Origin of the sequence: Lentibacillus persicus, assembly GCF_900112705.1 — a bacterium.
GTDB classification, from domain to species: Bacteria; Bacillota; Bacilli; order Bacillales; family Amphibacillaceae; genus Lentibacillus; species Lentibacillus persicus.
This window is the reverse complement of sequence record NZ_FOMR01000007.1, coordinates 1-21964: the sequence shown is the minus strand read 5'-3', so window position 1 is coordinate 21964 and position 21964 is coordinate 1. Positions and strand designations below refer to the sequence as shown.

General features: G+C 40.4%; 25 protein-coding genes and 2 pseudogenes. 24 read left to right on the top strand and 3 right to left on the bottom strand.

What is annotated here, in order from left to right; genetic code table 11:
* Nucleotides 1–13 precede the first annotated feature (13 nt).
* The 14 genes and pseudogenes from BMZ22_RS16945 to BMZ22_RS10090 all read left to right on the top strand — a co-directional run bounded on the left by BMZ22_RS16945 (nt 14) and on the right by BMZ22_RS10090 (nt 8581).
* Nucleotides 14–184, top strand: a complete 171-nt coding sequence (locus tag BMZ22_RS16945) for a hypothetical protein (RefSeq protein WP_177183416.1) — start codon at nt 14–16, stop codon at nt 182–184.
* Nucleotides 185–276: 92 nt separating this feature from the next.
* Nucleotides 277–480 (top strand): hypothetical protein, encoded by a 204-nt coding sequence (locus BMZ22_RS10160; RefSeq protein ID WP_090085133.1) that lies wholly within the window; start codon nt 277–279, stop codon nt 478–480.
* 102 nt (nt 481–582) lie between these two features.
* Nucleotides 583–945: a hypothetical protein gene (locus BMZ22_RS10155; protein WP_090085131.1), complete on the top strand. Its 363-nt coding sequence runs from the start codon at nt 583–585 to the stop codon at nt 943–945.
* A 1069-nt stretch (nt 946–2014) separates the two neighbouring features.
* The gene (locus tag BMZ22_RS10145; RefSeq protein WP_090085128.1) at nt 2015–2332 is read left to right on the top strand and encodes a hypothetical protein; all 318 of its coding nucleotides are present in this window, start codon (nt 2015–2017) and stop codon (nt 2330–2332) included.
* Nucleotides 2333–2401: 69 nt separating this feature from the next.
* Nucleotides 2402–2581 carry a hypothetical protein gene (locus tag BMZ22_RS10140; protein WP_090085126.1) on the top strand — a complete coding sequence of 60 codons (180 nt, stop codon included), beginning with the start codon at nt 2402–2404 and terminating at the stop codon, nt 2579–2581.
* Nucleotides 2582–2728: 147 nt separating this feature from the next.
* On the top strand, nt 2729–4015 hold the full coding sequence (locus BMZ22_RS10135; protein ID WP_090085124.1) for an acyl-CoA thioesterase/bile acid-CoA:amino acid N-acyltransferase family protein: 1287 nt from the start codon (nt 2729–2731) through the stop codon (nt 4013–4015).
* 77 nt (nt 4016–4092) lie between these two features.
* Nucleotides 4093–4365 carry a YesK family protein gene (locus BMZ22_RS10130; protein ID WP_090085122.1) on the top strand — a complete coding sequence of 91 codons (273 nt, stop codon included), beginning with the start codon at nt 4093–4095 and terminating at the stop codon, nt 4363–4365.
* 88 nt (nt 4366–4453) lie between these two features.
* Nucleotides 4454–4705: a YczI family protein gene (locus BMZ22_RS10125; protein ID WP_090085120.1), complete on the top strand. Its 252-nt coding sequence runs from the start codon at nt 4454–4456 to the stop codon at nt 4703–4705.
* A gap of 477 nt (nt 4706–5182) precedes the next feature.
* The gene (locus BMZ22_RS10115) at nt 5183–5410 is read left to right on the top strand and encodes a hypothetical protein (protein ID WP_090085116.1); all 228 of its coding nucleotides are present in this window, start codon (nt 5183–5185) and stop codon (nt 5408–5410) included.
* 138 nt (nt 5411–5548) lie between these two features.
* Complete coding sequence (locus BMZ22_RS10110) at nt 5549–5767, top strand: hypothetical protein (RefSeq protein WP_090085115.1); 219 nt, start codon at nt 5549–5551, stop codon at nt 5765–5767.
* 341 nt (nt 5768–6108) lie between these two features.
* Entirely contained in the window at nt 6109–6306 is a 198-nt protein-coding gene (locus BMZ22_RS10105) for a DUF2281 domain-containing protein (RefSeq protein ID WP_090085112.1), read from the top strand.
* 33 nt (nt 6307–6339) lie between these two features.
* A pseudogene (locus tag BMZ22_RS10100) lies at nt 6340–6618 on the top strand (type II toxin-antitoxin system PemK/MazF family toxin); the annotation flags it as partial.
* A gap of 415 nt (nt 6619–7033) precedes the next feature.
* Nucleotides 7034–7783 (top strand): type I methionyl aminopeptidase, encoded by a 750-nt coding sequence (gene map / locus BMZ22_RS10095; protein WP_090085107.1) that lies wholly within the window; start codon nt 7034–7036, stop codon nt 7781–7783.
* Nucleotides 7784–7816: 33 nt separating this feature from the next.
* Nucleotides 7817–8581: a cobalamin-binding protein gene (locus BMZ22_RS10090; protein ID WP_090085105.1), complete on the top strand. Its 765-nt coding sequence runs from the start codon at nt 7817–7819 to the stop codon at nt 8579–8581.
* 59 nt (nt 8582–8640) lie between these two features.
* Here BMZ22_RS10090 and nhaC read toward each other — a convergent pair whose 3' ends face one another.
* On the bottom strand, nt 8641–10008 hold the full coding sequence (nhaC, locus tag BMZ22_RS10085; protein WP_090085104.1) for a Na+/H+ antiporter NhaC: 1368 nt from the start codon (nt 10006–10008) through the stop codon (nt 8641–8643).
* Between the two features lie 417 nt (nt 10009–10425).
* On the opposite strand from nhaC, the gene BMZ22_RS10080 reads away from it, so the two are divergent.
* A complete protein-coding gene (locus BMZ22_RS10080; protein WP_090085103.1) occupies nt 10426–11154 on the top strand; it encodes an AzlC family ABC transporter permease in 729 nt (242 codons plus the stop codon).
* Nucleotides 11151–11444: an AzlD domain-containing protein gene (locus BMZ22_RS10075; protein ID WP_090085102.1), complete on the top strand. Its 294-nt coding sequence runs from the start codon at nt 11151–11153 to the stop codon at nt 11442–11444. The genes BMZ22_RS10080 and BMZ22_RS10075 overlap by 4 nt, the downstream gene beginning before the upstream one ends.
* 33 nt (nt 11445–11477) lie before the next feature.
* Here BMZ22_RS10075 and BMZ22_RS10070 read toward each other — a convergent pair whose 3' ends face one another.
* Nucleotides 11478–12353, bottom strand: coding sequence for a cation diffusion facilitator family transporter (locus tag BMZ22_RS10070; protein ID WP_090085100.1), 876 nt, complete (start codon nt 12351–12353; stop codon nt 11478–11480).
* Nucleotides 12354–12566: 213 nt separating this feature from the next.
* On the opposite strand from BMZ22_RS10070, the gene BMZ22_RS10065 reads away from it, so the two are divergent.
* The 4 genes from BMZ22_RS10065 to BMZ22_RS16940 all read left to right on the top strand — a co-directional run bounded on the left by BMZ22_RS10065 (nt 12567) and on the right by BMZ22_RS16940 (nt 15711).
* Nucleotides 12567–13763 carry an MFS transporter gene (locus BMZ22_RS10065; RefSeq protein ID WP_090085098.1) on the top strand — a complete coding sequence of 399 codons (1197 nt, stop codon included), beginning with the start codon at nt 12567–12569 and terminating at the stop codon, nt 13761–13763.
* Between the two features lie 144 nt (nt 13764–13907).
* Nucleotides 13908–14141: an IDEAL domain-containing protein gene (locus BMZ22_RS10060; RefSeq protein WP_090085095.1), complete on the top strand. Its 234-nt coding sequence runs from the start codon at nt 13908–13910 to the stop codon at nt 14139–14141.
* Nucleotides 14142–14257: 116 nt separating this feature from the next.
* The gene (locus tag BMZ22_RS10055; protein ID WP_090085093.1) at nt 14258–15529 is read left to right on the top strand and encodes an MFS transporter; all 1272 of its coding nucleotides are present in this window, start codon (nt 14258–14260) and stop codon (nt 15527–15529) included.
* Between the two features lie 29 nt (nt 15530–15558).
* A complete protein-coding gene (locus BMZ22_RS16940) occupies nt 15559–15711 on the top strand; it encodes a hypothetical protein (RefSeq protein ID WP_177183415.1) in 153 nt (50 codons plus the stop codon).
* Nucleotides 15712–15796: 85 nt separating this feature from the next.
* Here BMZ22_RS16940 and BMZ22_RS10050 read toward each other — a convergent pair whose 3' ends face one another.
* Nucleotides 15797–16711, bottom strand: coding sequence for a zinc dependent phospholipase C family protein (locus BMZ22_RS10050; protein ID WP_090085091.1), 915 nt, complete (start codon nt 16709–16711; stop codon nt 15797–15799).
* 677 nt (nt 16712–17388) lie between these two features.
* Between BMZ22_RS10050 and BMZ22_RS10045 the strand changes: the two are divergent.
* From BMZ22_RS10045 to BMZ22_RS10030, 4 genes and pseudogenes are all read left to right on the top strand, one after another.
* Nucleotides 17389–18079 (top strand): annotated as a pseudogene (locus tag BMZ22_RS10045) (response regulator).
* A complete protein-coding gene (locus tag BMZ22_RS10040; RefSeq protein WP_090085089.1) occupies nt 18076–19077 on the top strand; it encodes a sensor histidine kinase in 1002 nt (333 codons plus the stop codon). The pseudogene BMZ22_RS10045 and the gene BMZ22_RS10040 overlap by 4 nt, the downstream one beginning before the upstream one ends.
* Before the next feature lie 90 nt (nt 19078–19167).
* Entirely contained in the window at nt 19168–19932 is a 765-nt protein-coding gene (locus BMZ22_RS10035; RefSeq protein ID WP_090085087.1) for an ABC transporter ATP-binding protein, read from the top strand.
* Entirely contained in the window at nt 19907–21802 is a 1896-nt protein-coding gene (locus BMZ22_RS10030) for an ABC transporter permease (RefSeq protein ID WP_090085085.1), read from the top strand. Before BMZ22_RS10035 ends, BMZ22_RS10030 begins: the two co-directional genes overlap by 26 nt.
* Nucleotides 21803–21964 lie beyond the last annotated feature (162 nt).

The following is a 21964-nucleotide window of genomic DNA, read 5'->3' as shown; positions in this document are numbered from 1 at the left end:
AGGAGGTGAATTTTTGAATATTCAAGAATTAATGCCTATAATAATTATATTTTTAAACTTAATCATCACTATAGCTATTATTTTTGGAGCCGTTTTTACCGTTAAATATGTGAAATCTAGAAATTCTTCCAAGGAAAAATTAGAAGAAAGAGTAAGAAAACTGGAGGAAAAAGTTAATAAATGATGTTCAATCATCGGGCGCGCTAATGTAATAACTTTGTGCGTGAATCGGAGCCTTTAGTTGAATAAGTTTTCTTGAAGAAGGGAGCAAAAGTAATGTCCAAAGGTTTAAAAATAATGTTATTTTGGTCACTTGGATTTCCAGTTATTCTTACTGCTCTTCGCATTACTACAGATTACTTTTTAGGTCGTGACGTTGAATTATTCTCATATTCGGCAGTTTTCTTGGGGACAGCTGCCGCAGGATTAATTTTTGCTGGGCCTTTGAATTATTATATATCAAAATCACAAGAAGAATAAAAATAGCTTATCAGCGTTCTTCTGTTATAGGGTGCGCTAATCGAATAGCGGTCCTTTCAATAGGGCCAATGGATTACTGTAAAACGGAAGTGAGGTTCAAAGATGAAGATTGTTAATCAAGAAACCCGAGATTTTTCGATTAAATCCTTGGAATCAACTTTTAATAAACTTTCAAACGCTTATAAAAGCATGACAGAGAAAGGTTCAAATACAAACCAAGTCAAAAAGAGAAAAAATGCTGTACAAATTGGTTTAGAAAGCCTTAAAGATTCTTGGAATGGGGAAGGTTTTCCCCACGACGAAGAAACCACATTGACCGCAAAGGAAGTTCTACAAAGTCTCATTCCATCTATCGAAAAGCAGATAGCAAAAGCAAATGAAGGTAGTTCTCAAAAAACATTAAATGAGCGTCGTTTAATTGCATTTAAACTGGCAATTGAATCCTTGGAGAACCGTCTTAAATAATTCCGTTTGTCGATTATCATAGTTCTGAGGACGCTAATCAGGACATAGTTAAAGAATTTTTAGTAATTCAATTCGCTGTTGATTCATCGAAGAAATAACTTACATAGATCTGGCAAATCGTCTTGCTTATTATAGAAACGGGAGCCATTCCGGAATAGGACTCGGCACCTATTCTACGCACAAGAGCCATATTGTGGAGAAAAATGGAAAGCGATTGTTTTATAATTGATTATTTAGGGGGGAGGTATTTTGAAGAGGGTTCTAGTATTAATACTGTGCTGTTCGCTTCTTTTTACCACTTTATCTACTTGCCAAAAGGAATATAACGGAGAATATATAGAATGGGGAGAAAATACGACGAATAGCAATGCTACCGAATTGCTAGAGGATCATAATATACCTTATGAGATAAGAGATGGAATGATATATATTCCAGAAGACACTTTTGACAAAGCTATTTATTGTTGTTCTTAATAATCAATGTGAATTATTATCGAGCACTTTTCCCTAATAAGTAATAGTGCCGATACTGTATTAGGACCAGATGCTGGATAATTTATCAAATAAGGATGTAATGATTTCTATGAAATATGTTTAAAGGATTTATTGCAGCCTATTTTAAACTTCGGAACAAATGAAATTACCTATGCTTTGATTCTTCACGCATTTTTGGGTGTTCCTATAGTACTGTTAGGAGCCTTAATAATAGAATCGATAAACAATTCAAACACATCAAAAAAACTGATGAACATATTTGCTGGTTTTATTTACGGGGTATCGTAATCCTTACTTTTTAGTGGCGGGGTTGATTTAGATTATTACATTTTAGTAAGTACTGGTTTTTTTTCCTGTTTAGGATTTTTCGTTTATTTATATTTTAGAAGGGGAAAATCTACCAGCCAATAGCAGAAAAGACTATTTCATTATCGGGCGCCTAATTAGCCTGTTCACCAATCGGGCGCCATTCTGGAATAATGGATAGAGTCCAATTTGCCATTGTCGAGGCGTTTAACGTAATAAATTATGTTAAAATTGAATTAATAAAAACGGGAAAAGGGGAGGGCTCTAGTTGGGCTCAGATTTGGAAATTGTGCGCATTTTACTACCTGTTGTAATAGCGAGTGGGATTGCAGTATTTGTAGTTATGAGAATGAAACATAAATATAAGAAAGGTACCCTGGGTAAAAAAGAATCAAAAGGCGCTCAAAATTTGTTAGATAGTTTAATACCACTTGGAATGATGATTGGTTGTACTATTTCTGTACTTCTTAGCATATTTTTCCCAATCTCCTTACTATCTATAATTGGCTTGGGAGCAGGAATAGGTTTATTATTCGGGTATTTTGCTTATAAAATTTATAGCAAAGAAGGAGAGAGTTACTCATAAATAGTTATCTTCCGGGAACGGACGCTAATCTTTAATGAAATTTTGCAGAAAGATACAGGGGGTGATGTGGTGAACTGGCCAGTACTAAAGGATATAAAGTGGTTATCATTTCAATTAGCATCGATTTTGTCAGCGGTAATAGGAGTATTTTTAGCGATTGGCAGTAATAGCTACTGGGTGCTGTTTATATTTTTATCAATGATATTGATGGCTATAGGTGTGAACAGAGCAACGAAACTGACAAAATAAAAAGTGGGATTTAGAAAGATCTATTCAATCATCGGGCGTAAATCCGGAATAAAAGCAAAAAGAAAAGTCTAATTGTCTGGAATGAGCATGATATTTCAGTGATTCATAAGAACTCATATATGATAATTAAAGGAGCTGGTTTTCTCAGTGAAAAAAAGACCTGCAATCATTATTCAAAAACTTCATACTTATATCGATGAGGAAATTGATATAAAAGTAATTAACAGTGAGCCAAATGAGATGATTACGCTCAAAGCAAAAATGAGCGATGATAGTGAAAAAATCTTTGAATCTAAAGCAACTTTTAAAGCAAATGAAGATGGTATCATTTCGCTTTCCCACGTAAAACCGTTAGAGGGTTCGTACAATGAAATTGATAGTTCTGGATTATTTTGGTCCATGGAAGACTTACAATCGAGACATGGTGATTTTTTTGTCAAAGAAAATTCAAACTCGATTACAGTGGATATTTCATTGGAAATATCAGGAGAAACGCTCGATACAGTTACAATAACTCGCCAATTTTATAATGAGGATATTAAAAAAGAAGTCGTAAAATCAAATGAATTCACAGGGGTATTGTATCATCCGGTGAAAGAAGTTTCATATCCGGGTATATTGCTTTTAGGTGGATCAGATGGCGGTTATTTGGAGCCAGCCGCAGCTTTGTTAGCTTCCTGTGGATATACGGTATTGGCATTAGCCTATTTTGGTATGGAGAACGTTCCGAATAACTTGGAAAGTATTCCTTTAGAGTATTTTGAAAAGGCTACCCATTGGTTAAAAGAGCATCCTTCTGTAAATAAACAAGTCTCACTGATCGGGTTCTCAAGGGGAGGAGAACTAGCCCTGCTGTTAGGCGCTACTTATAATGAATATACATCTGTGATTGCAGTTTCTCCAAGTAGTTATGTCACATCTGGAATGAAGAATAGCATATTTGCTCCAATACCGTCTTGGACGTTTAATGGGCAGGCTCTGCCTTATATGAAGTTTTCTTATCCACCCTCTATGATTTTCTCTACGTTTCGCAACTGGATATTCAAGCGTCCGTCTTCTTTCTTAGCCATTTGGAATCGTACGATGAGGAAAGAAGAGAAAATGGAAAATGCACGGATTCGTGTAGAGAATATTAATGCTCCTGTTATGACAATATCCGGAAGTGACGACCAACTGTGGCCATCTGAGAAATTTGTCAAAATAATGGAGAAGTATTTATCGAATCATCTCTATCAGCATAAGCATCTTTTTTACGAAGGTGCTGGGCATTTCTTGGCTTTCCCATATAGTTTTCCTTCGATTCCAAGTAACGTTGTCATGCAGTTGGGCGATGGAATGGCGATGACTTTTGGCGGCTCAAAATCAGCAAATGCCAGAGCCACAAGAGACTCATGGAAAAAAATAAAGGAATTCCTTAATACAGTCCATGCATGAGTAAAGTTATTCCTAAAACGGGCGCGAAAATCGAATGAGGTGTCATTATAGAGCCATATTGCTAAAAGGGGGATAAAATGGATGCGTTGATGTTAGAAGGATGGACTCCCATATTACTTTTCGGAATTGTGTTTGCGGTAGGGATTTTTATTGTATCCCGTAAAGTGTCAAGGATAGCTTTGTTTTCAATCTCCGTTGTATTGAGCCTGCTCTGTATTGGTGTAGTCACTTATAGCGTGGTTGGTGTTGAAGGTTGGGAAGGTATGGGAATAGGATTTGTTACGGTTAGTGTTTTCTTGGGAATATGGGTAGGTACTTTAATTGGAGCTACCTTAAAAAGAAGCAACTAAAACAATTCCTATTGTATTAATGAGTGTTCACCTTATAAAATCTTTGCCATTAAAGGGCGCCATTCTTTAATAAAGATGGGGGCATATTTTGTTAAAAACACTTAGAATCGTCTTTGCAATCATAACTTTAGTTTTAGCAGGGTATGGCCTGGCAACTGGAAATTCCGGAGTAGTATCACCATATATGATGCTTTTTATGGGGGCAATGCTATTGGTTATGGGTATATCCGAAATCAAAAACGAACGAAAGCAAATAGGCTTTATGAGTATTATTGTTTCCTTATTTGTTTTTTATGTTTCCATACAAGGGTTCCTATTAAATTATACTAGCTTTATATAAGTGAAAAGGTATTCCAGAAAAGGGCGCCATTCCGGAATTAGTCTTGGCGCCCGTTCATACATAAGGGCCATTTAATGGAATAAGATACGTGCGGGCTACCTTATCCTGTAAGTAATACTAATGCTCTTTAAGAATAGTGAAGGAGAAGTGGTATTTTATGCTATATACATCTTTAAGAGTTTTTTACTTTCTAATTGGTATTGCTGTCTTAATTTCTTATTATGATGACTTGTATTTAAGAATTACTAGCATTATTATAATTGTTTTTTCTGGATTAGATTTATATAAAACTGCCAAAAATAAAAGTAAACGTAAAGCGGAGAGTTCTTAAAGTACTTTTCATCAATATCAATCTTCCGGAATAGGACGCTTTCACGGCATAAGAAATACTCCTTTTCGGGTGCCATCCCGAAATAAGCAGTGCATCCGAACATACGAGCCGTATAACTGATAATTTTACTAATGAGAGGTGATAAGATGAGTATATTACGTATAGCTAATATCATTATAGCTATCGCAATGATTATTTTCATCTCCTTTCCCGAACTACCATCTGAAGTTGTTTTTACGTTTATTCCGGTAATATTCTTATTATTTGGGGTTGATGAGGTAAGAAGAGGTGAGTCAGGTGGGAAGATAACTGGCTATTTCTACATAATTGCTGGAATAATTACTCTTCCCGGACTGATAATCGAGTTATTTTAAAATTCATACGTAAGCAATATCAGCCAATAGCAGAAAGGACTATTACGTTAACGGGCGCGATTACGTAATTAACAAGTAAGTTTTAAAAAACAGTGATTATTTGATTAATCTATATTAATTATCACAGAGGTGATAAGAGTGGATAAGGAAATTCTTGATTTGCTGACAGAAGTGAACAAAGAAATGAAAAGTATGAAATCAGAAATGCATAGTCGGTTTGACACTATAGAAGCAAAACTGGAAGGCCAGTTTGAATTAACGAACGAATCGAGAATCAATGAAATGGATTTTATTGTTGACAAGGTAAATAAAATGGAGAAAGAAATTTACATTTTAAAAAACAGGAATAGTAACTAAGGAGTGCATAAATACGCACTCTTTTTTGTTGAATAGACCCTAAGAAAATGTTAATCGATCGGGCGCCTATTTTGAATAAGAAGCTGTCTATCTTGCCTGTATCAGTTAATTAAAGGAGAGATAAAATGGTTGAAATATTAATGCTAGTTGCTGCAATTACTTCCTGTATAGCAGTTGGCTTTTTATTTAGCGACAAAAAAGAAAAAAATAAATGAAACAATGTCGCTAAGACTGTGCCACAATCGCGCGCGATTGTGTATCAATAACTTTAATTTTGAATATATAGTGTATCGTAACATTAAGTGATATAATAAAATATTCATGGAAGAGGTGATCATTACATGAATACAGCAAAGGATCGTTTACTTAAAATTATTGGTGAAATACCTGAACAAGAAGTGGATAAAATTCTGGATTTTGCAGAGTATTTAAAATCTAAACGAGATAAAAGTGTGTCTGAGGATTTAACAAAAGCTAGTGAGAGTAGCCTGGGTTTTTGGGATAATGATATCGATGACGAGGTTTGGAACAATGTATAAACAAGACCAGCTCCATTCAGTGGTTTAAAAAACCGAAAACAACGTCCTGTACTTATTATTTCAAGCGATAGTTATAACGAAATGACTGAAGATATCGTAGTTTTAGCCATCACTTCAAAATTAAAGGATCTTGCGTATTCAGTAGTGATTGAATCAAAAGATTTAACAGAGGGCGAACTTAAAGTAACATCAGAAATTAGGGCGGACAAAGTCTATACGCTTTCTGAAAATATCGTCAGAAAGAAATTTGGACAGGTGAACACTGAAATATCGGAAGGTGTTCGGGTAAAAATAAACGAACTGATAAAGTAACTGTGATCAAGGGGGCTGTTTTACAGTCCCCTTGCTATATGGAAGTTCTTAAGGCTTTCCATTTTAAAACCATGCATATTTTTTAAGTAAGACTTTCATCCACTTTTTCGCAATAGGACGCTTTCGCGGGTGCGACACGTTCCTGATTCAAATGAGATGTAAAGTGCATGAGAGATTATTTTTTATGCTCCCAAACCCCTCATGCAAAGCCAGTCTATTGTGTTATTATAACATATTGCAATCTTTTATATTGTAATTATTGAGGATAAGCCCGCCAAAGAACGGCTGCTAACTGCTCTTAAAATGTCCGATTCTGTTCGGGGCAACAGGTTTTATGGTACAATTGTTGAAGTGAATGGGCGATATGTGTTTGTGAGGTTCATTTTAAAGTAGGTTTGGAGAAAGGACGAAAGATATGATTACACGTAAAAGTCAACGCGAAATTGAAAAAATGCAGGCTGCGGGTGATGTACTCGTTAAATGCCATAAAGAGATCGCCAAAATAATTAAGCCGGGCATTACGACTATGGAAATTGATGCTTTTGTTGAAAAGTTTTTAGCCGAACAGGGCGCTACCCCTGAACAGAAAGGGTTCAGCGGTTATCCTTACGCCACATGTGCTTCAATTAATGACGAAATTTGCCATGGTTTCCCCCGTGAGGAGCAACTTGTTGAAGGGGATATCGTAACGATTGATATGGTCGTTAATCTGAACGGTGGTTTGGCAGATTCGGCGTGGACCTATAAAGTTGGCAACCTTGATGAAAAAGGTGAAAAGCTTTTGGATGTTACGAAGCAATCACTTTATAAAGGAATTGAACAGGCGCAGCCAGGCAATCGAATTGGTGATATCGGGCATGCCATACAGACTTATGCTGAAGGGGAAGGGTTCTCAGTCGTTCGTGATTTCACCGGACACGGAATCGGTCCGACATTGCATGAAGAGCCGCACATTCCACATTTTGGTCTGCCAAATAAAGGAACTCGGTTAAAAGAAGGTATGGTCATAACGATTGAACCGATGATTAACGAGGGCGGCTGGCAGAGCAAAATGGATTCCAATAACTGGACTGCCCGTACTGTTGACCAGGGCCGTTCTGCTCAATACGAGCATACGGTTGTTATTACAAAAGATGGTCCGATGGTGACAACCGAACAGGATTAATTACTAAGGTCTTTTCTGAAGGGAGAACTGTCAATGCGCGTTGTCTCAATTTGCCCAAGTAATACAGAGGTCGTGGCGTATCTCGGCAAAACGGATTTGCTGGTGGGTGTTGATAATTATTCCGACTGGCCTTCAGAAGTCCAGCATTTGCCAAAGGTTGGGCCCGATTTGTCAATTGATATGGACAAAGTGGAAGAATTGAAGCCTGATTTAGTCATTGCTTCACTAAGTGTTCCGGGGATGGAAAAAAATATCGAAGGACTTAAAGAACGCAATTTGCCCTATATTATTTTAAATCCTAACGCTTTGGACGAAATTGCCGACGATATTGAAACGACCGGTCGGGCACTTAACGAAGAAACACTCGGTGTCGAAAAAGCTGCAGCATTTCGCAATGAGTTGGCTAAATTCCGTGAAACGGCTCACCGTAAGGAAAACGTGCCTTCTTTATACTGGGAATGGTGGCCGAAGCCGATATTCACACCCGGCCGTGTTAACTGGCTTACAGAAATAAGCGAGCTGGCAGGTGCGCGCAATATTTTTGATACCGAAGACGAGGCGAATGTTCAAACGGACTGGGATGATGTTAAAAACCGTAATCCTGATTATATCTGTATGGTTTGGGTAGGCGTGAAGGAATCTAAAATGCGCCCTGAACTTGTTAAACGAAGGCCCGGATGGCAAGCCATGGATGCGATTAAAAACGATAATATTCATGTGCTGGAAGAATCACTCTATTGCCGTCCTTCACCAAGATTGCTTGAAGGTCTTCGAAAATTGTCCGATATACTTGAATAAAAAATCCCCGGCCCGGGGATTTTTTAGTTCGGAAACGTCCTGCGCCATTGACGTTCAGCTCAAAGTTTTTTTAGAGCTCGGCCGCCAAAAACGATTGTTATAAGCGGACTCAGCAGACAGAAAAAGACAAATGGCAAGTATGTGAGCACCGGCACCCCAAGGACGTCGGCGATAAATACACCGCATACGCTCCAGGGGACAAGCGGGTTAATAACAGTTCCGGCGTCTTCCAGTGACCTCGCCAGAACTTTATTGGATAATCCCGCTTTGTTGTAGACACCTTTGAATGTTTCACCTGTCAACATAACAGACAAGTATTGCTCGCCAATGAGGACGTTCACCCCAATTGCAGTCGTAGCTGTTGATATAACAATTGAACGCACTTTTTGCAACTTTTCCTGAAACGATGACAAGATTGATGGGATAATCCCTGTTACGAATAAAAGTCCTCCAAAGCCCAAGGCCAGGATCACCAATGAAATTGTAAACAACATGCTGTTAATGCCGCCTTTTGTCAACAAGCTGTCTACGGGTTCAAAGCCAGTCTCAGAAGTATAGCCGTTAAACCAAATGCCCCAAATATCAGCCCACGAAAGGCCGCTCGTTATACGTGCAAGTATTGTGGCAATGACACTGCTGATGGCTAAAGAAATGAACGCAGGTATACGTAAAAATGTGGACATTACGAGGATAATGAGCGGTATCCAAGACGTCCAGTGAACGAGCCCGGTTGTTTCGATGTTTGAAAGGTAAGCGTTCAAATTTGTCACAGAGACGGGTTCAGTGGGGGACAGAATGACAAATAAAACAAATGAAATTAGAAATGCCGGGATGGTTGTCAGGCCCATATGTTTAATATGATCGAATAAATCGACTTGCACAATTGTTGAAGCCAGGTTTGTTGTATCTGACAATGGTGACATTTTATCACCGAAAAATGCTCCCGAGACAATTGCTCCGGCTGTCATTGCCATCGATGCGTCCATTGCATCTCCCATTCCGATAAAAGCTACCCCGATTGTTGCAACCGTTGTCAGCGAGCTTCCCAGGGATACACCAATGATCGCTGTAACCGCAAAAACAATACCGTAAAACCACGTGCCTCCGACAAACGTAAACCCAGTGCTTATGAGAAGTGGTATCGTGCCGCTGATCATCCAGCTGCTTATTAATATTCCAATTAATAAAAAGAGGAAAACGGCCGCCATCCCTGACCTGGCTCCCGCAATCATACCTTCTTCAAGGTCTTTAAATGAAACACCTCTCGTTAAGCCATATGTGACTGCAAGCAGAAGTGCAATCAGGATTGGGATGTGAGGCTCTGTTCCAAGCCCGATTAAAAAATAACTGATGAGTCCTACTGTGATTATAGAAAATACGATAGCTTCACTCAAAGATGGCTGATATTTCGGCTGTACAGGAAACATGGTACAGACCCTCCTTAATATTTAAAATTATGGTTGTGAAATGACGGTGAGTATAAAAATAAAAAAGCTTCATCCCTCGTTAGGGACGAAGCTTTCACTCCGCGTTACCACCCTGATTGATGAGTCCTTTTGGAGCATAGAAACCTAATTTCAACTCATCCACTCAAATAATATCCGCCTGATCGGAATGTGTAATTCAAACCTGAAATGCCGGAACTTTCACCAAATGTCCCGTCTCTGGGTGCTGCCTGTCTCAAATTTTACTTCGCATTCACGGAATCGATATTCAAATATAATATTGACTATAAATGGTGAGATTAGTGATTGTCAATGGGGCGTCTCTCTGAATTGAATTCCTTTTTCTTACACGGTAAATAAGGTATAATTATTTTAATTTTCAATTGGGGGGAGACGGGAATGGATACTGAAACAGCAGATGCACAAAACACATCCCCATCACTGCATATGGTTCGCAAAGGAATTGCGACAGGGTTCCCTATAATGCTCGGCTATTTGCCGATTGCCCTGGCATATGGTGTCTTGGCAAAACAAGCGGGAATGTCAATTACGGAGCTGACATTGATGAGTGTGATGGTATTTGCCGGGGCCAGTCAATTTATGGGAGCTAATATGATTGCCTTGGGCGCCGGGACAGCTGAAATTGTGGTTGCGACATTTGTGCTTAATTTTCGTCACTTTGTCATGAGCTTGTCGCTAATGAATTACTTGCGTCATTTTGCGCTTAAATGGAAACTTCCTATATCAATGGGATTAACGGATGAAACGTTTGCCGTATCGGCTTTACATACTGACGAGGCTAAGAAGGAAAAAGGTTCCTATTTTTACTTGGCACTTATTTTGACAGCTTATTTTGCTTGGATTGTTGGGTCCTTTCTGGGAGGCATACTGGGTGATGTTATTCCTGAGCAGCTGAGTCAAAGCATGGGAATAGCGTTGTACGCCATGTTTATAGGACTACTTATTCCATCGGTGAAAAAACATTGGCGTGTCGGACTGATTGCTGTTATTGCGATGGGCATTAATTTTGTATGCAGCCAGTTTATGAGTGAAGGCTGGGCAATTATTTGCGGTACAGTTTTGGGCGGTTTAAGCGGTGTGTTTTTGCTAAAGGGGGATGAACAATGATAATTGCTATTATTATAGGCATGGCGATTGTAACGATGATTCCAAGAATAATTCCGGCCTTCATTGTTGACAAACTTCAGTTTCGGGACTGGATCAACAGCTGGCTTGGGGCTATTCCCTATGCAGCGCTGGGGGCGCTTATTTTCCCGGGGATTTTAAGTGTTATCCCCGAACAGCCGGTTATTGGTCTCGTGGGCGGAGCCGTCGCAGTACTTCTGGCATTTCTCGGCTTAAATGTTATTATAGTCGTTATAGGTGCTATTTTAACGGTTTTTCTAATGACAATGTAATGCATTAAAAACTGTCCATTAAGGGCAGTTTTTTTAATGTATTTTGTCATCCGGCTCGATGTGAATATGCGCATATGTGATGTTATGTTTTTCACGGAGGAAGTCTTCTATTTTCTCGGTAATGGCGTGGCTTTCTTTAACGTTCAGCTCGGGATCCACAAGAATCGTAACGTCGATAAACGCCTGATTTCCATGAATTCGCCCTTTAACATCCACAACTTGATTAACTTCAGTCACTTTTGCTATATCGCTTTTAATTGTTTTAATTTCCGTCGCATCAAACCCGTCAGTTAATGTATGCGTCGCTTCTCTGAAAATATCCCATGCAGTTTTGCAAATAATGACACCTACAACCAGACCGGCAAGGGGGTCAAGCCAGTAAAAACCAAATTGTGCACCAATTATACCGATAAAAGCGCCTATACTAACGAAGGCGTCTGAGCGATTATCCTGGGCTGCAGCGTCGAGGGAGCTGCTTCCGATTTTTTTCGCAAGTGAAACATTGTAACGATAAACACCGAACATTATAATAGCTGCTCCCAGCGCTGTCCAAGCCGTGAGCATACCCGGCTGTTCCGTTTTCCCGGCAATCAGTTGTTCAATTAAGTTAATGATGACCTGGATGCCAACTGTTGCGATAACGAATGCAGCAAAAAGAGAAGCGATTGTTTCAGCTCGATAATGCCCGTAATGATGATTTGCATCAGGTGGTTTTGTTGATATCTTTAATCCGATTAAAACGGCGACTGAAGCCACGACGTCGGTCGTATTATTCAAACCGTCCGCCCATAAGCTTTGGGAATTCCCAATTGAAGCAACAATCAATTTGACTGCTGCCAGCACAATATACGCAAAAATACTGAGCCAGGCACCTTTTTCGCCTTTTTTAAATTGATCTGCTTCATTCATCCAATATTGCCTCCATATGACCGAATATATAGCGTCTCTGTAAGTATAACAGTCTATCAGAGTTATATCAGATGAGTCCAGAAAAAACAGCATGAACATCGTCTGTCTATTGTGAATTCACAATTTTAATCCCTGAAAGCAAACATACAGAATAAAACGCTTTCCCTGGTAAATAGTAAATTTAGTGACCATATAAAATTAAGGAGAAGGTTTATGACTGAACGTCTGAATGAACAGGAAAAACGCTGGGCAGTCATATCACTGGCATCCATACCTTTGATTATGACATTGGGCAACTCAATGCTCATCCCGATACTCCCGGTTATGGAGCAGGAGTTGGGGATTTCCAAGCTTCAATCGAGTTATATTATTACGGCCTATTCAGTTGTGGCCATTTTTTTAATCCCGGTCGCCGGATTTTTGTCCGACCGATTCGGGCGAAAGAAGGTCATAATTCCTTCTTTGATCATCACCGGGGTTGGGGGATTGATTGCCGGTCTTGCTTCTCAGCTGATGGACAACCCATTTCTGATAATTGTTGCAGCAAGAATTTTGCAAGGTATCGGGTCATCAGGGGCCTTTCCAATTGTCCTCCCCCTTGTAGGTGATATTTTTAAAGACGATAAGGAAGCAAGTACAACGCTCGGCATCGTGGAAACGTCCAACACAGTGGGGAAAGTATTAAGCCCTATATTGGGGGCAGCACTTGCCGCGATTATATGGTTTGTGCCGTTTTATTCAATTCCATTATTTTGTGCGGTTTCTGTTTTATTGGTGATCTTTTTGATTAAAAATAATGGGGAAGAAAACGAAACGCATTTCAAAGAATATATGGATTCAGCGAAAGATGCATTTAAAAAACATGGCAGGTGGCTGGTGGCCGTGTTTTTCATTGGCGCTATATTAATGTTTGTCCTTTTCGGATTTCTTTTTTATTTATCCAGCATCCTGGAAGAAAAATATGATTATGAAGGAGTTTGGAAAGGGATTCTACTCGCTGTTCCTTTATTGGCATTATCGATTGCTTCCTTCATAACCGGCAGAAAGATTAAAGACAATTTAACCGTGATGAAGTGGGTAACATTTACCGGGATTGTTTTTACCGGTGTTTCGGTGGCGGTAATTCCGTTTATGGATCATCCCGTTTATTTATTGACCATTTTCTTTATTTGCGGGACGGGGATTGGAATGGCTCTCCCTTGTCTTGACGCGATGATAACAGAAAGTCTGGAAAAAGACGTCCGCGGTGTCATTACTTCAATTTACAGTGCAATGCGTTTTACCGGGGTCGCTGCCGGCCCGCCGATAATTGCTGTTTTGATGAAAAGTAACATCACCTGGATGGCAAGTGTATTAGCTATTTTTGCTCTAATCGCAAGCTTTCTCGGGTACCGCTATATAAAACCTTAACCGCAAGCTTATGGTTGAGCGGGCAACGTTTATAGTTTCAGTAATACAGATTATTAATAGAAAATTCATTAATATCAAAATTTATACTTGCAAAACGTAACGTTATCCAGCATAATGGAAAAAAGGAACAAGGGGGAAGTTCCAATGAAAAAACAAAAGATTGTTTATCAATTATACCGTTATGCTGGCAAAGCGATTAATGCAAAGCGCGAGGTCCCTTTCGAAATGAAGTTATCTGCTCAATTAATATTGGATGAATTATGTTTTAGCTGGAATAAGGAAAAACTGGAAAGTGCCATTAATGATGCGATTGATACAAATGATAAGGAAAAGTTCGATGCGTTGTCCAAAGAGTACAGACATTACGTATGGGAGTAATCCTGATTTTTAATTAAGAAAGCCTTGCCTTTATTTGGTGAGGCTTTTTTTATGGTGCATCATTGAAATATTTGGTAAATGATGGTTTGATGAGGTATAGGAAGAGGGGGGGCAATATGAAAAAGAAAACGATGATAAGCTGGATGCTATATGACTTCGGCAACTCCGCTTTTGCAACAACGATCATGGCAGCGGTCCTGCCGGTGTTTTATTACGATGTGGCTGCTGCAGGACTGGAAGAGAATTTGGCGGAAAGTTACTGGGGCTATTCCCAGTCCATTGCAGTTTTGATTGTTGCTGTTTTAGCTCCGATTTTGGGCGCGATTAGTGATTTTTCTGCATCAAAAAAGAAATTCCTGCGCTTTTTTGCGTATATGGGGATTATCGCAAGTATCCTGCTTGCTTTTGTTGGAGAAGGTGCTTATCTGTTTGCATCTATCTTATTGATTGTCGGCAATATTGGTTTTTCCGGTGCCAATGTATTTTATGATGCATTTCTGCCTGAGCTGGCCGAAAGTGAAAAGGAAATGGATAAGTTATCGTCAGGCGGTTTTGCTTTTGGATACATAGGCGGTGGTTTATTGCTCGCAATCAATATTTTAATGATCACGAATTATTCATGGTTTGGAATACCTGACGCAACTGCGGCCAGCCAATTATCCTTTGCTTCTGTCGGTTTATGGTGGTTTATCTTTTCTATACCGCTGTTTAAAAACGTGCAGGAGGAAAAGAAAACGCGTGTGAAGCGGAATAAATCCTATGTGACAATCGGCTTTTCCCGAGTTGTGAACACATTTAAAGAAATAAGGCAGTTTAAGTATTTACTCATTTTCCTTATGGCGTTTTGGCTGTATAATGATGGTATATCCACGATTATAAGAATGGCAACAATATACGGTCGTGGGATTGGCATTGATTCAAATTCACTAATTATTGCGCTGCTGATCACACAGTTTGTTGGTATCCCATCCACGTTTTTCTTTGGCTGGCTGGCGTCGAAAATAACAGCCAAGCGCGCATTGTATCTCACATTATACGTTTATATAGGCATTGTGGTACTCGGTTATTTCATGGCATCTGCTTTGCATTTCTACTTGCTGGCAATATGCGTTGGTTTGGTTCAGGGCGGTGCACAGGCACTTAGCAGGTCGATTTATGGCAGGATGGTCCCGGTAAATAAGAAAGCGGAGTTTTTCGGCTTCTATGGTATTTCGTCAAAGTTTGCGGCAGTTTTTGGGCCATTTCTTTTCGGAATCGTTGGCCAGCTCACCGGCTCGAGCAGGCTTGGAATTATATCGTTACTTATATTTTTTATAGCTGGGGTTGTCTTGTTGAGGTTTGTTAATATCGAAAAAGGTGTCGAACAGGCGAAGGAATTTGCGAAATAAATCCTGTGTTCAGGTGAGGGGGGAGACGCATGAAGATTAATAATATCCGCAAAGTGTTATATACAGTATCTAAAATTCTTGGAGACGTCAATGCTGTTAAAAAAGGAAAAGTAGGAAAACGAGTTGGGCGCAGGGCAGCAGGTAAAGGAACAGGCAAAATGCTGCAGAAATTATTTAAGTAAGCCAGTGTCATACAGGAATAACGAAAAGCTTTCACATTGGCAGACAGCGGTGTGAAAGCTTTTCGTTTTTTGGTTGCAACATTGTTCACACAATCGGTTCGCTGTATATATTTTCAAGGTTTAAGGCAATCGGTTTTCCGGTATCATAGGATATATTGCCAATCAGTTCATAAAGTCGTTCTTTACTGGTATTATCACGTTGGTTCCAGTAAGCAATCACTTCAGACATGATTTCGATTCCTTCCGTCCACGCTTGATTGTAGAGATCAACAAAGCTTTTGGTGCACGGTTTGTTGGTTGCCGGATGGTACCAAGTCGTGTGATTTAAATTTAAGTAATCATTGTTGTTTTTAATTGGCTGGTGTGAAAAGGGCGAAATCAATGGCTTCAATAATGCATTTTTCCATCCATACGGGTCAGCAAGCACTCTCAAAGCCAACTTCATATCCCTGTATGATTTATGAATTAAATTATTGAAATCTGCACCGCATTCGGGATAGTGGGTTTTAATTGCTTTATTAAGCAGCTTAACAATGTTTTTATCAAGTTTGGATCCTATATTAATTTCATTATAAACATGCGCTTTCCATGTCTTTAAATGCTGGTATTTTTCCATCATCAACGTATCAATCAGCACTTCCAGTTCTTGGTGTTTATTGCCTTCATATCCCGCTCGATAATGTATATAAGGGTGTGTATTGCGATCAAGTATATGGTGTGTTGCAAAACCGAATACATAAGCTTGTGTCCGATTATCCATATCACTGGCTTTATCAATTATATCCAGCAGAAATGGCCCGCATTTTTCCCTGTGGAGTTTTAAACCGATATCGTTTCCAGTGTCGTTTTTCATCCACGGCCAGAAATTATAATAAAAAAAGGGATCCGGTCCCTGTGCCCCTAACTTCATGTAAGCGTCCTGCTGTATATATGAATTTGGATTTTCAATTGAATCCATTACATTTTCACAAAAAAGGATATGTGTCCAAATGTTAGGCATATCGAAGATCCTCCTGCCTATGCGTTCTGTTTCCAGTATAAAATAAAAAGTTCAGAAAAAACATTCAAATACTTACTATTTTGTGACAACGTGGCTCACTACCGTTGATACATTGTTATAATGAATTTGACCGAATGATATTCTTTTCATAAAAGGCTCTTCTTTCAAATATCGTTGCTTTTTACGGAGTTGATGAAAAGTGCAAACTTGTGAAAATTCTTTCTTTTGATTTCAGTTAGTTACGATACCACCGCTCCGGAAATACACGCCGCTTTCCGCGGGCGGCTGGTGAGCCTCCTCGGGCTACCGCCCAGCGGAGTCTCACCTATGCCTATGCTCCCGCAGGAGTCGGCGTGTATTTCCTTCGCTAGGCTTTGTTTGCTCCTATACTCCTATGGAAACAGCACGTGTCCGAAGACCCCGCAAGAAAGCGGTAAGGTTCAAAGGCTAAGAACGCCACGTCCTGTGGCAACGCCTTTGTGACCAACATCGTGTTGGCCCGAGGCCGTGCCCATGGAAAGCGAAGTATATTGCCGGAGCGGCTTTAAGCATTCAAGTGTATTTCCGAAGCGGTGGACGACGCACCAACTTAAATTTTAAAGTTAGTTCGCAGTTTATGAATTCTGCGTCAAAATCAACAACTTAATAAAAACACAGTGTGAAATGGGGGCTTGGACGTGGAAAAAATCATGATTGTGGAGGATGACAGGAAAATAGCCGGTTACTTATACGATTTTATAGAAAAATATGGCTATGACGTTTTGACAGTGGATAACTTTGAAAACTTGATGGATTCATTTAGAGCGTTCCGACCGGATCTGGTCTTGTTGGATATCAATCTCCCCAGTTTTGATGGGTTTTATTGGTGCCGGCAGATCCGACTTGAGTCGATTTGTCCGGTTATATTCATTTCCGCCCGAACAGGGGAGATGGATCAAGTGATGGCGCTGGAAAACGGGGGAGATGATTTTATCACCAAGCCATTTCATCCGGACGTCGTGATGGCTAAAATTCGCAGCCAAGTGCGCCGCGCATACGGGGAATATGCGGTCGCCCATCAAGAACGTATCCTGCAGGAAGAAGGAACGGCTTGAGCTCAGGTTTGGAAGTGACGTGGCAACTCTCACTAAAAAAGAAGCTGATATAATTGAAAGTCTGATGAATCGGTATCCCCGGGTGGCAGGCAGAGAGGATTTATTGGAAAAGCTGTGGGATGATCAAACATATGTCGATGAAAACACGCTTAATGTGAACATAACCCGCGTTCGCAAAAAGTTTCAGGAAATCGGTATCACAAATGCGGTTGAAACAGTCCGCGGAGCTGGATATCGTTTGGAAGTGACATGGAATGGAGCAAGGAAGTCATGAGACTGTTTATTAAAGATCACCTATTATTGATAGGGTTTCAGGTTGTACAGTTAGGTCTCATTATTCTTATCCCGTGGCTTGATGGCTATCGTGACTTCATGACATTGTCTTATGTAATTTTTCTTGGGTTCTTTTTATTCAGCTGTTATCTCCTGTACTGCTATATAAGCCGACGAACGTTTTACAATAGACTTGAGAAGCCGATGGAATCGATTGATGAATCATTGCAGAAAACGGAGCAGATACCGATTGCCGAAGCACTAGACCAATTGCTGAAATCGCAATACCGGCTCTATAAGAATCGGATTAGTGAAACAGAGGTCCAAAAAGAGGAACATATGACGTTTATCGATCGCTGGGTCCATCAAATGAAAACGCCGCTTTCGGTCATTGAATTGACGGCCCAGGATCTTGACGAGCCGGAATCATCAAACATCCGTGAAGAAACCGAGCGTATTAAAACAGGGCTGAACACGGTGTTATATATGGCGCGCCTTCGCACAATCCAGGAGGATTTCCGGATTAAACCGGTTGCACTGGAAAGTCTTGTCCAGGAAATCAATCGGGAAAATAAGCGCTTCTTCATCCGCAATGAAGTCTATCCAAAACTGGATACAGAACGAGCCAGAATCACTGTAGAGACAGATGAAAAATGGCTGATGTTCATCATGACACAGCTCATTCAAAATGGTGTGAAATATTCAGCCGGGATAAGCAGGTATATGGAAATTTCAATTTATGAACGTGCCGGATCAGCCATATTTGAAGTGACAGATTCCGGCGTCGGCATTCCTGAAGAAGATCAAAAACGGATTTTCAGCGCGTTTTATACCGGTGAAAATGGCCGAAAATACAGAGAATCGACTGGCATGGGGCTGTTTCTCGTTAAAGAAGTGGCTGATTATTTGGGACACGGGATTGAAATGGAAAGCATCGTTGGCATGGGGACAACATTTCGTATTTTGTTTCCACCGGCTCAAAACATTACAACAATGTAAGGAAAATGAAAGCGAAATCGATCGTTCATCAAGGCGGAGGGCGATACACTATGAATAGAATCAATGCCGTTATTTGAAAGGAGCATAAACATGCTGAAAGTGAATAATGTGAGCAAAGTGTACGAAGGAAAAGTCGCCTATCGCGCCTTGTCTAATATTGATCTTGACATTAAAAAAGGAGAATTTGTTGCGATTATGGGGCCCTCGGGAAGTGGGAAGACGACGCTTCTGAATATGGTCGCCACCATTGATGAGCCGACAACCGGTGAAGTATTGGTTGAGGAAAGGAACCCGCATGTTCTGGGCAGGAATGATTTGGCCAAGTTTCGCCGCCGTGAATTGGGGTTTGTTTTTCAGGAGTTCAATCTGCTGCACACCTTGACGGTTGAGGAAAATATGGTACTGCCATTGACATTGGACGGTAAGCGTGTGAAGGAGATGGATGAGAAAGCTAAGACGATTGCCGAAAAGCTGGGGATTTCTGGTATCATGGGCAAGCGCGTCCATGAAATTTCCGGCGGGCAGGCACAACGGGCAGCAATTGCCAGAGCGATGATCCATCAGCCAAAATTGCTCCTGGCCGATGAGCCGACAGGAAATCTTGATTCGAAAGCATCCAAAGATGTCATGGGCATGCTTGAGACGCTTAATAAGAAAGAAAACACAACAACGATGCTTGTGACGCATGATCCACAAGCGTCGAGTTATGCGGACCGAGTTGTGTTTATCCGGGACGGCCAGTTTTATTCCGAAATTCATCGGGGCAAAAGCCGGCAAACGTTTTTCCAAAGCATCATTGACACGCTTTCCTTGATGGGAGGGGATGACAGTGACTTTTCGCCAGTTCGCGATTAATAATGTCATCCGCAACAAGCGTTTATATGCAGCTTATTTTTTAAGCAGCCTGTTTACGGTGATGGTCTTTTTTACGTTTGCCATTTTTGCTTTTCACCCTGCATTTTTTGATGGGTCAATCAGATTTGAAGTATTGTATGGAATGGCTGTTGCTGGCGGGATTATTTATGTATTTTCCTTTTTCTTTGTGCTGTATTCGATGAGTTCATTTCTGCAATCGCGCAAGAAAGAATTCGGTCTTTTGATGATGCAGGGAATGTCCCCAAAGCAAATCCGTCTTATGGTCTTTATGGAAAATATGCTGATCGGCTTTTTTGCAACATTGGCCGGTATTTTGCTTGGTCTTGTGTTTGCCAAGACAATCCTTTTGCTTGCGGAAAACGTCCTGGTAATTGACGAAGCACTTAATTTTTATTTTCCGTTATGGGCCATTGTCATAACGTTCGTGTCATTTATTTTATTGTTTTTATTTGTCTCGTTGTTTGTTTCATTCATCCTCAGGACCCGGAAGCTGGGTGATCTGATCAAGGCGGATAAACAGTCGAAAGGTGAGCCAAAAACGTCTGTCACGCTGGCCATTATTGCTGCGGTATTGCTTGCTGCAGGTTACGCAACAGCTCTGTATGTGAAAGGTCAATTCGTCATCATTGCCATGCTGCCGGTTATCGTGGTGGTGACAATCGGGACGTATCTGTTGTTTACCCAGTTGAGTGTTTATGTGATCCGCCGATTGAAGCGCAGCAAAAGGATTTTTTGGCGAAAAACGAATATGGTGCTTTTTTCGGATTTGTCCTTTCGGATGAAGGACAATGCCCGGACTTTTTTCATGGTGGCGATTATTTCAACCGTTGCGTTTAGTGCGATTGGGTCGCTGTATGGGTTTCAGTCGTATTTAACTAAAGAAGTAGAAGAAATGAATCCATATACGTTTACGTACTCCCCATTAGAAGGAGATGAACCGCTGACGCGGGAACAAAGTGAAGTGATTGTTGAAACACTGGACAGCTATGATATTCAGGCTGAAAAGGCTTCGGTTGAAATGAATTATTTTGAAGTGGAAAACAGCGAACGCCCTGAAGTGTTGATTGCGAAAGAATCAGAGTATAATCGTTTTGCTGAGCTTTTTGGTGAGAAGAAAGTGGATGTCGGCGGCGATGAAGCGATTGTCGTCTCAGATAGTTCGAGAGTGATGATTGGCGCATCAAAAAAGGAACGGCTGATGGACGTTCCGATTAAATTGAAGAATGGCAGGAGCGCTCACCCGGACCGATTGATATCGACGGTAGTGATGCCGGAAATGTATTCCTATTATATTGTTGATGATGAAACATTCAAAGCGTTGCCGGACTCTGTTGAAACAAAATCGTATACAACCTGGCAGGCGACGCAAGGCTCCCAGGAATCCATCATCGAAGCTGGCGGAAAATTGCAGAATAAGTTCCAGTCAGGTGTATTTCAGGCGATTGATTATACCGTATATACCATTAATAAGAGCTTTGGGCCTGTGCTGTTTATCGGGCTGTTTATCGGAATTGTGTTTTTTGTATCGGCTGGAAGCTTCCTGTATTTCAGGTTATATTCAGATCTAGATCAGGACAAAGATAAATTCAAATCGATTGCTAAAATGGGCTTGACGGATAAAGAGCTGAAGAAAGTGATTAATCGTCAGACAGCACTCTTGTTTTTTGCACCGATTATTGTCGCTTTAATTCACGGAGCTGTTGCCTTGACTGCCCTGTCGCATTTATTTGATTATAACCTTGTCACCGAAGCGGTATCGGTCCTTGGCACATTTGCTTTGATTCAGATTATTTATTTCGGGGTTGTAAGGCATTTCTATACGAAGCAAATTAAGCGCGCGGTTTATTAAGCCGTTTTCTATATTGATAGTCGTTTTTGTTATATAATCCATAAACTGCGACGTACTTTGCTGTGATATCTCGGAAAGACAGACCGCTTCCTGGAAAAAGCAGAAACCGGGGACCGGAGAGCGGAAATATGTGCCGGAGAGCGGAAATATGTGCCGGAGAGC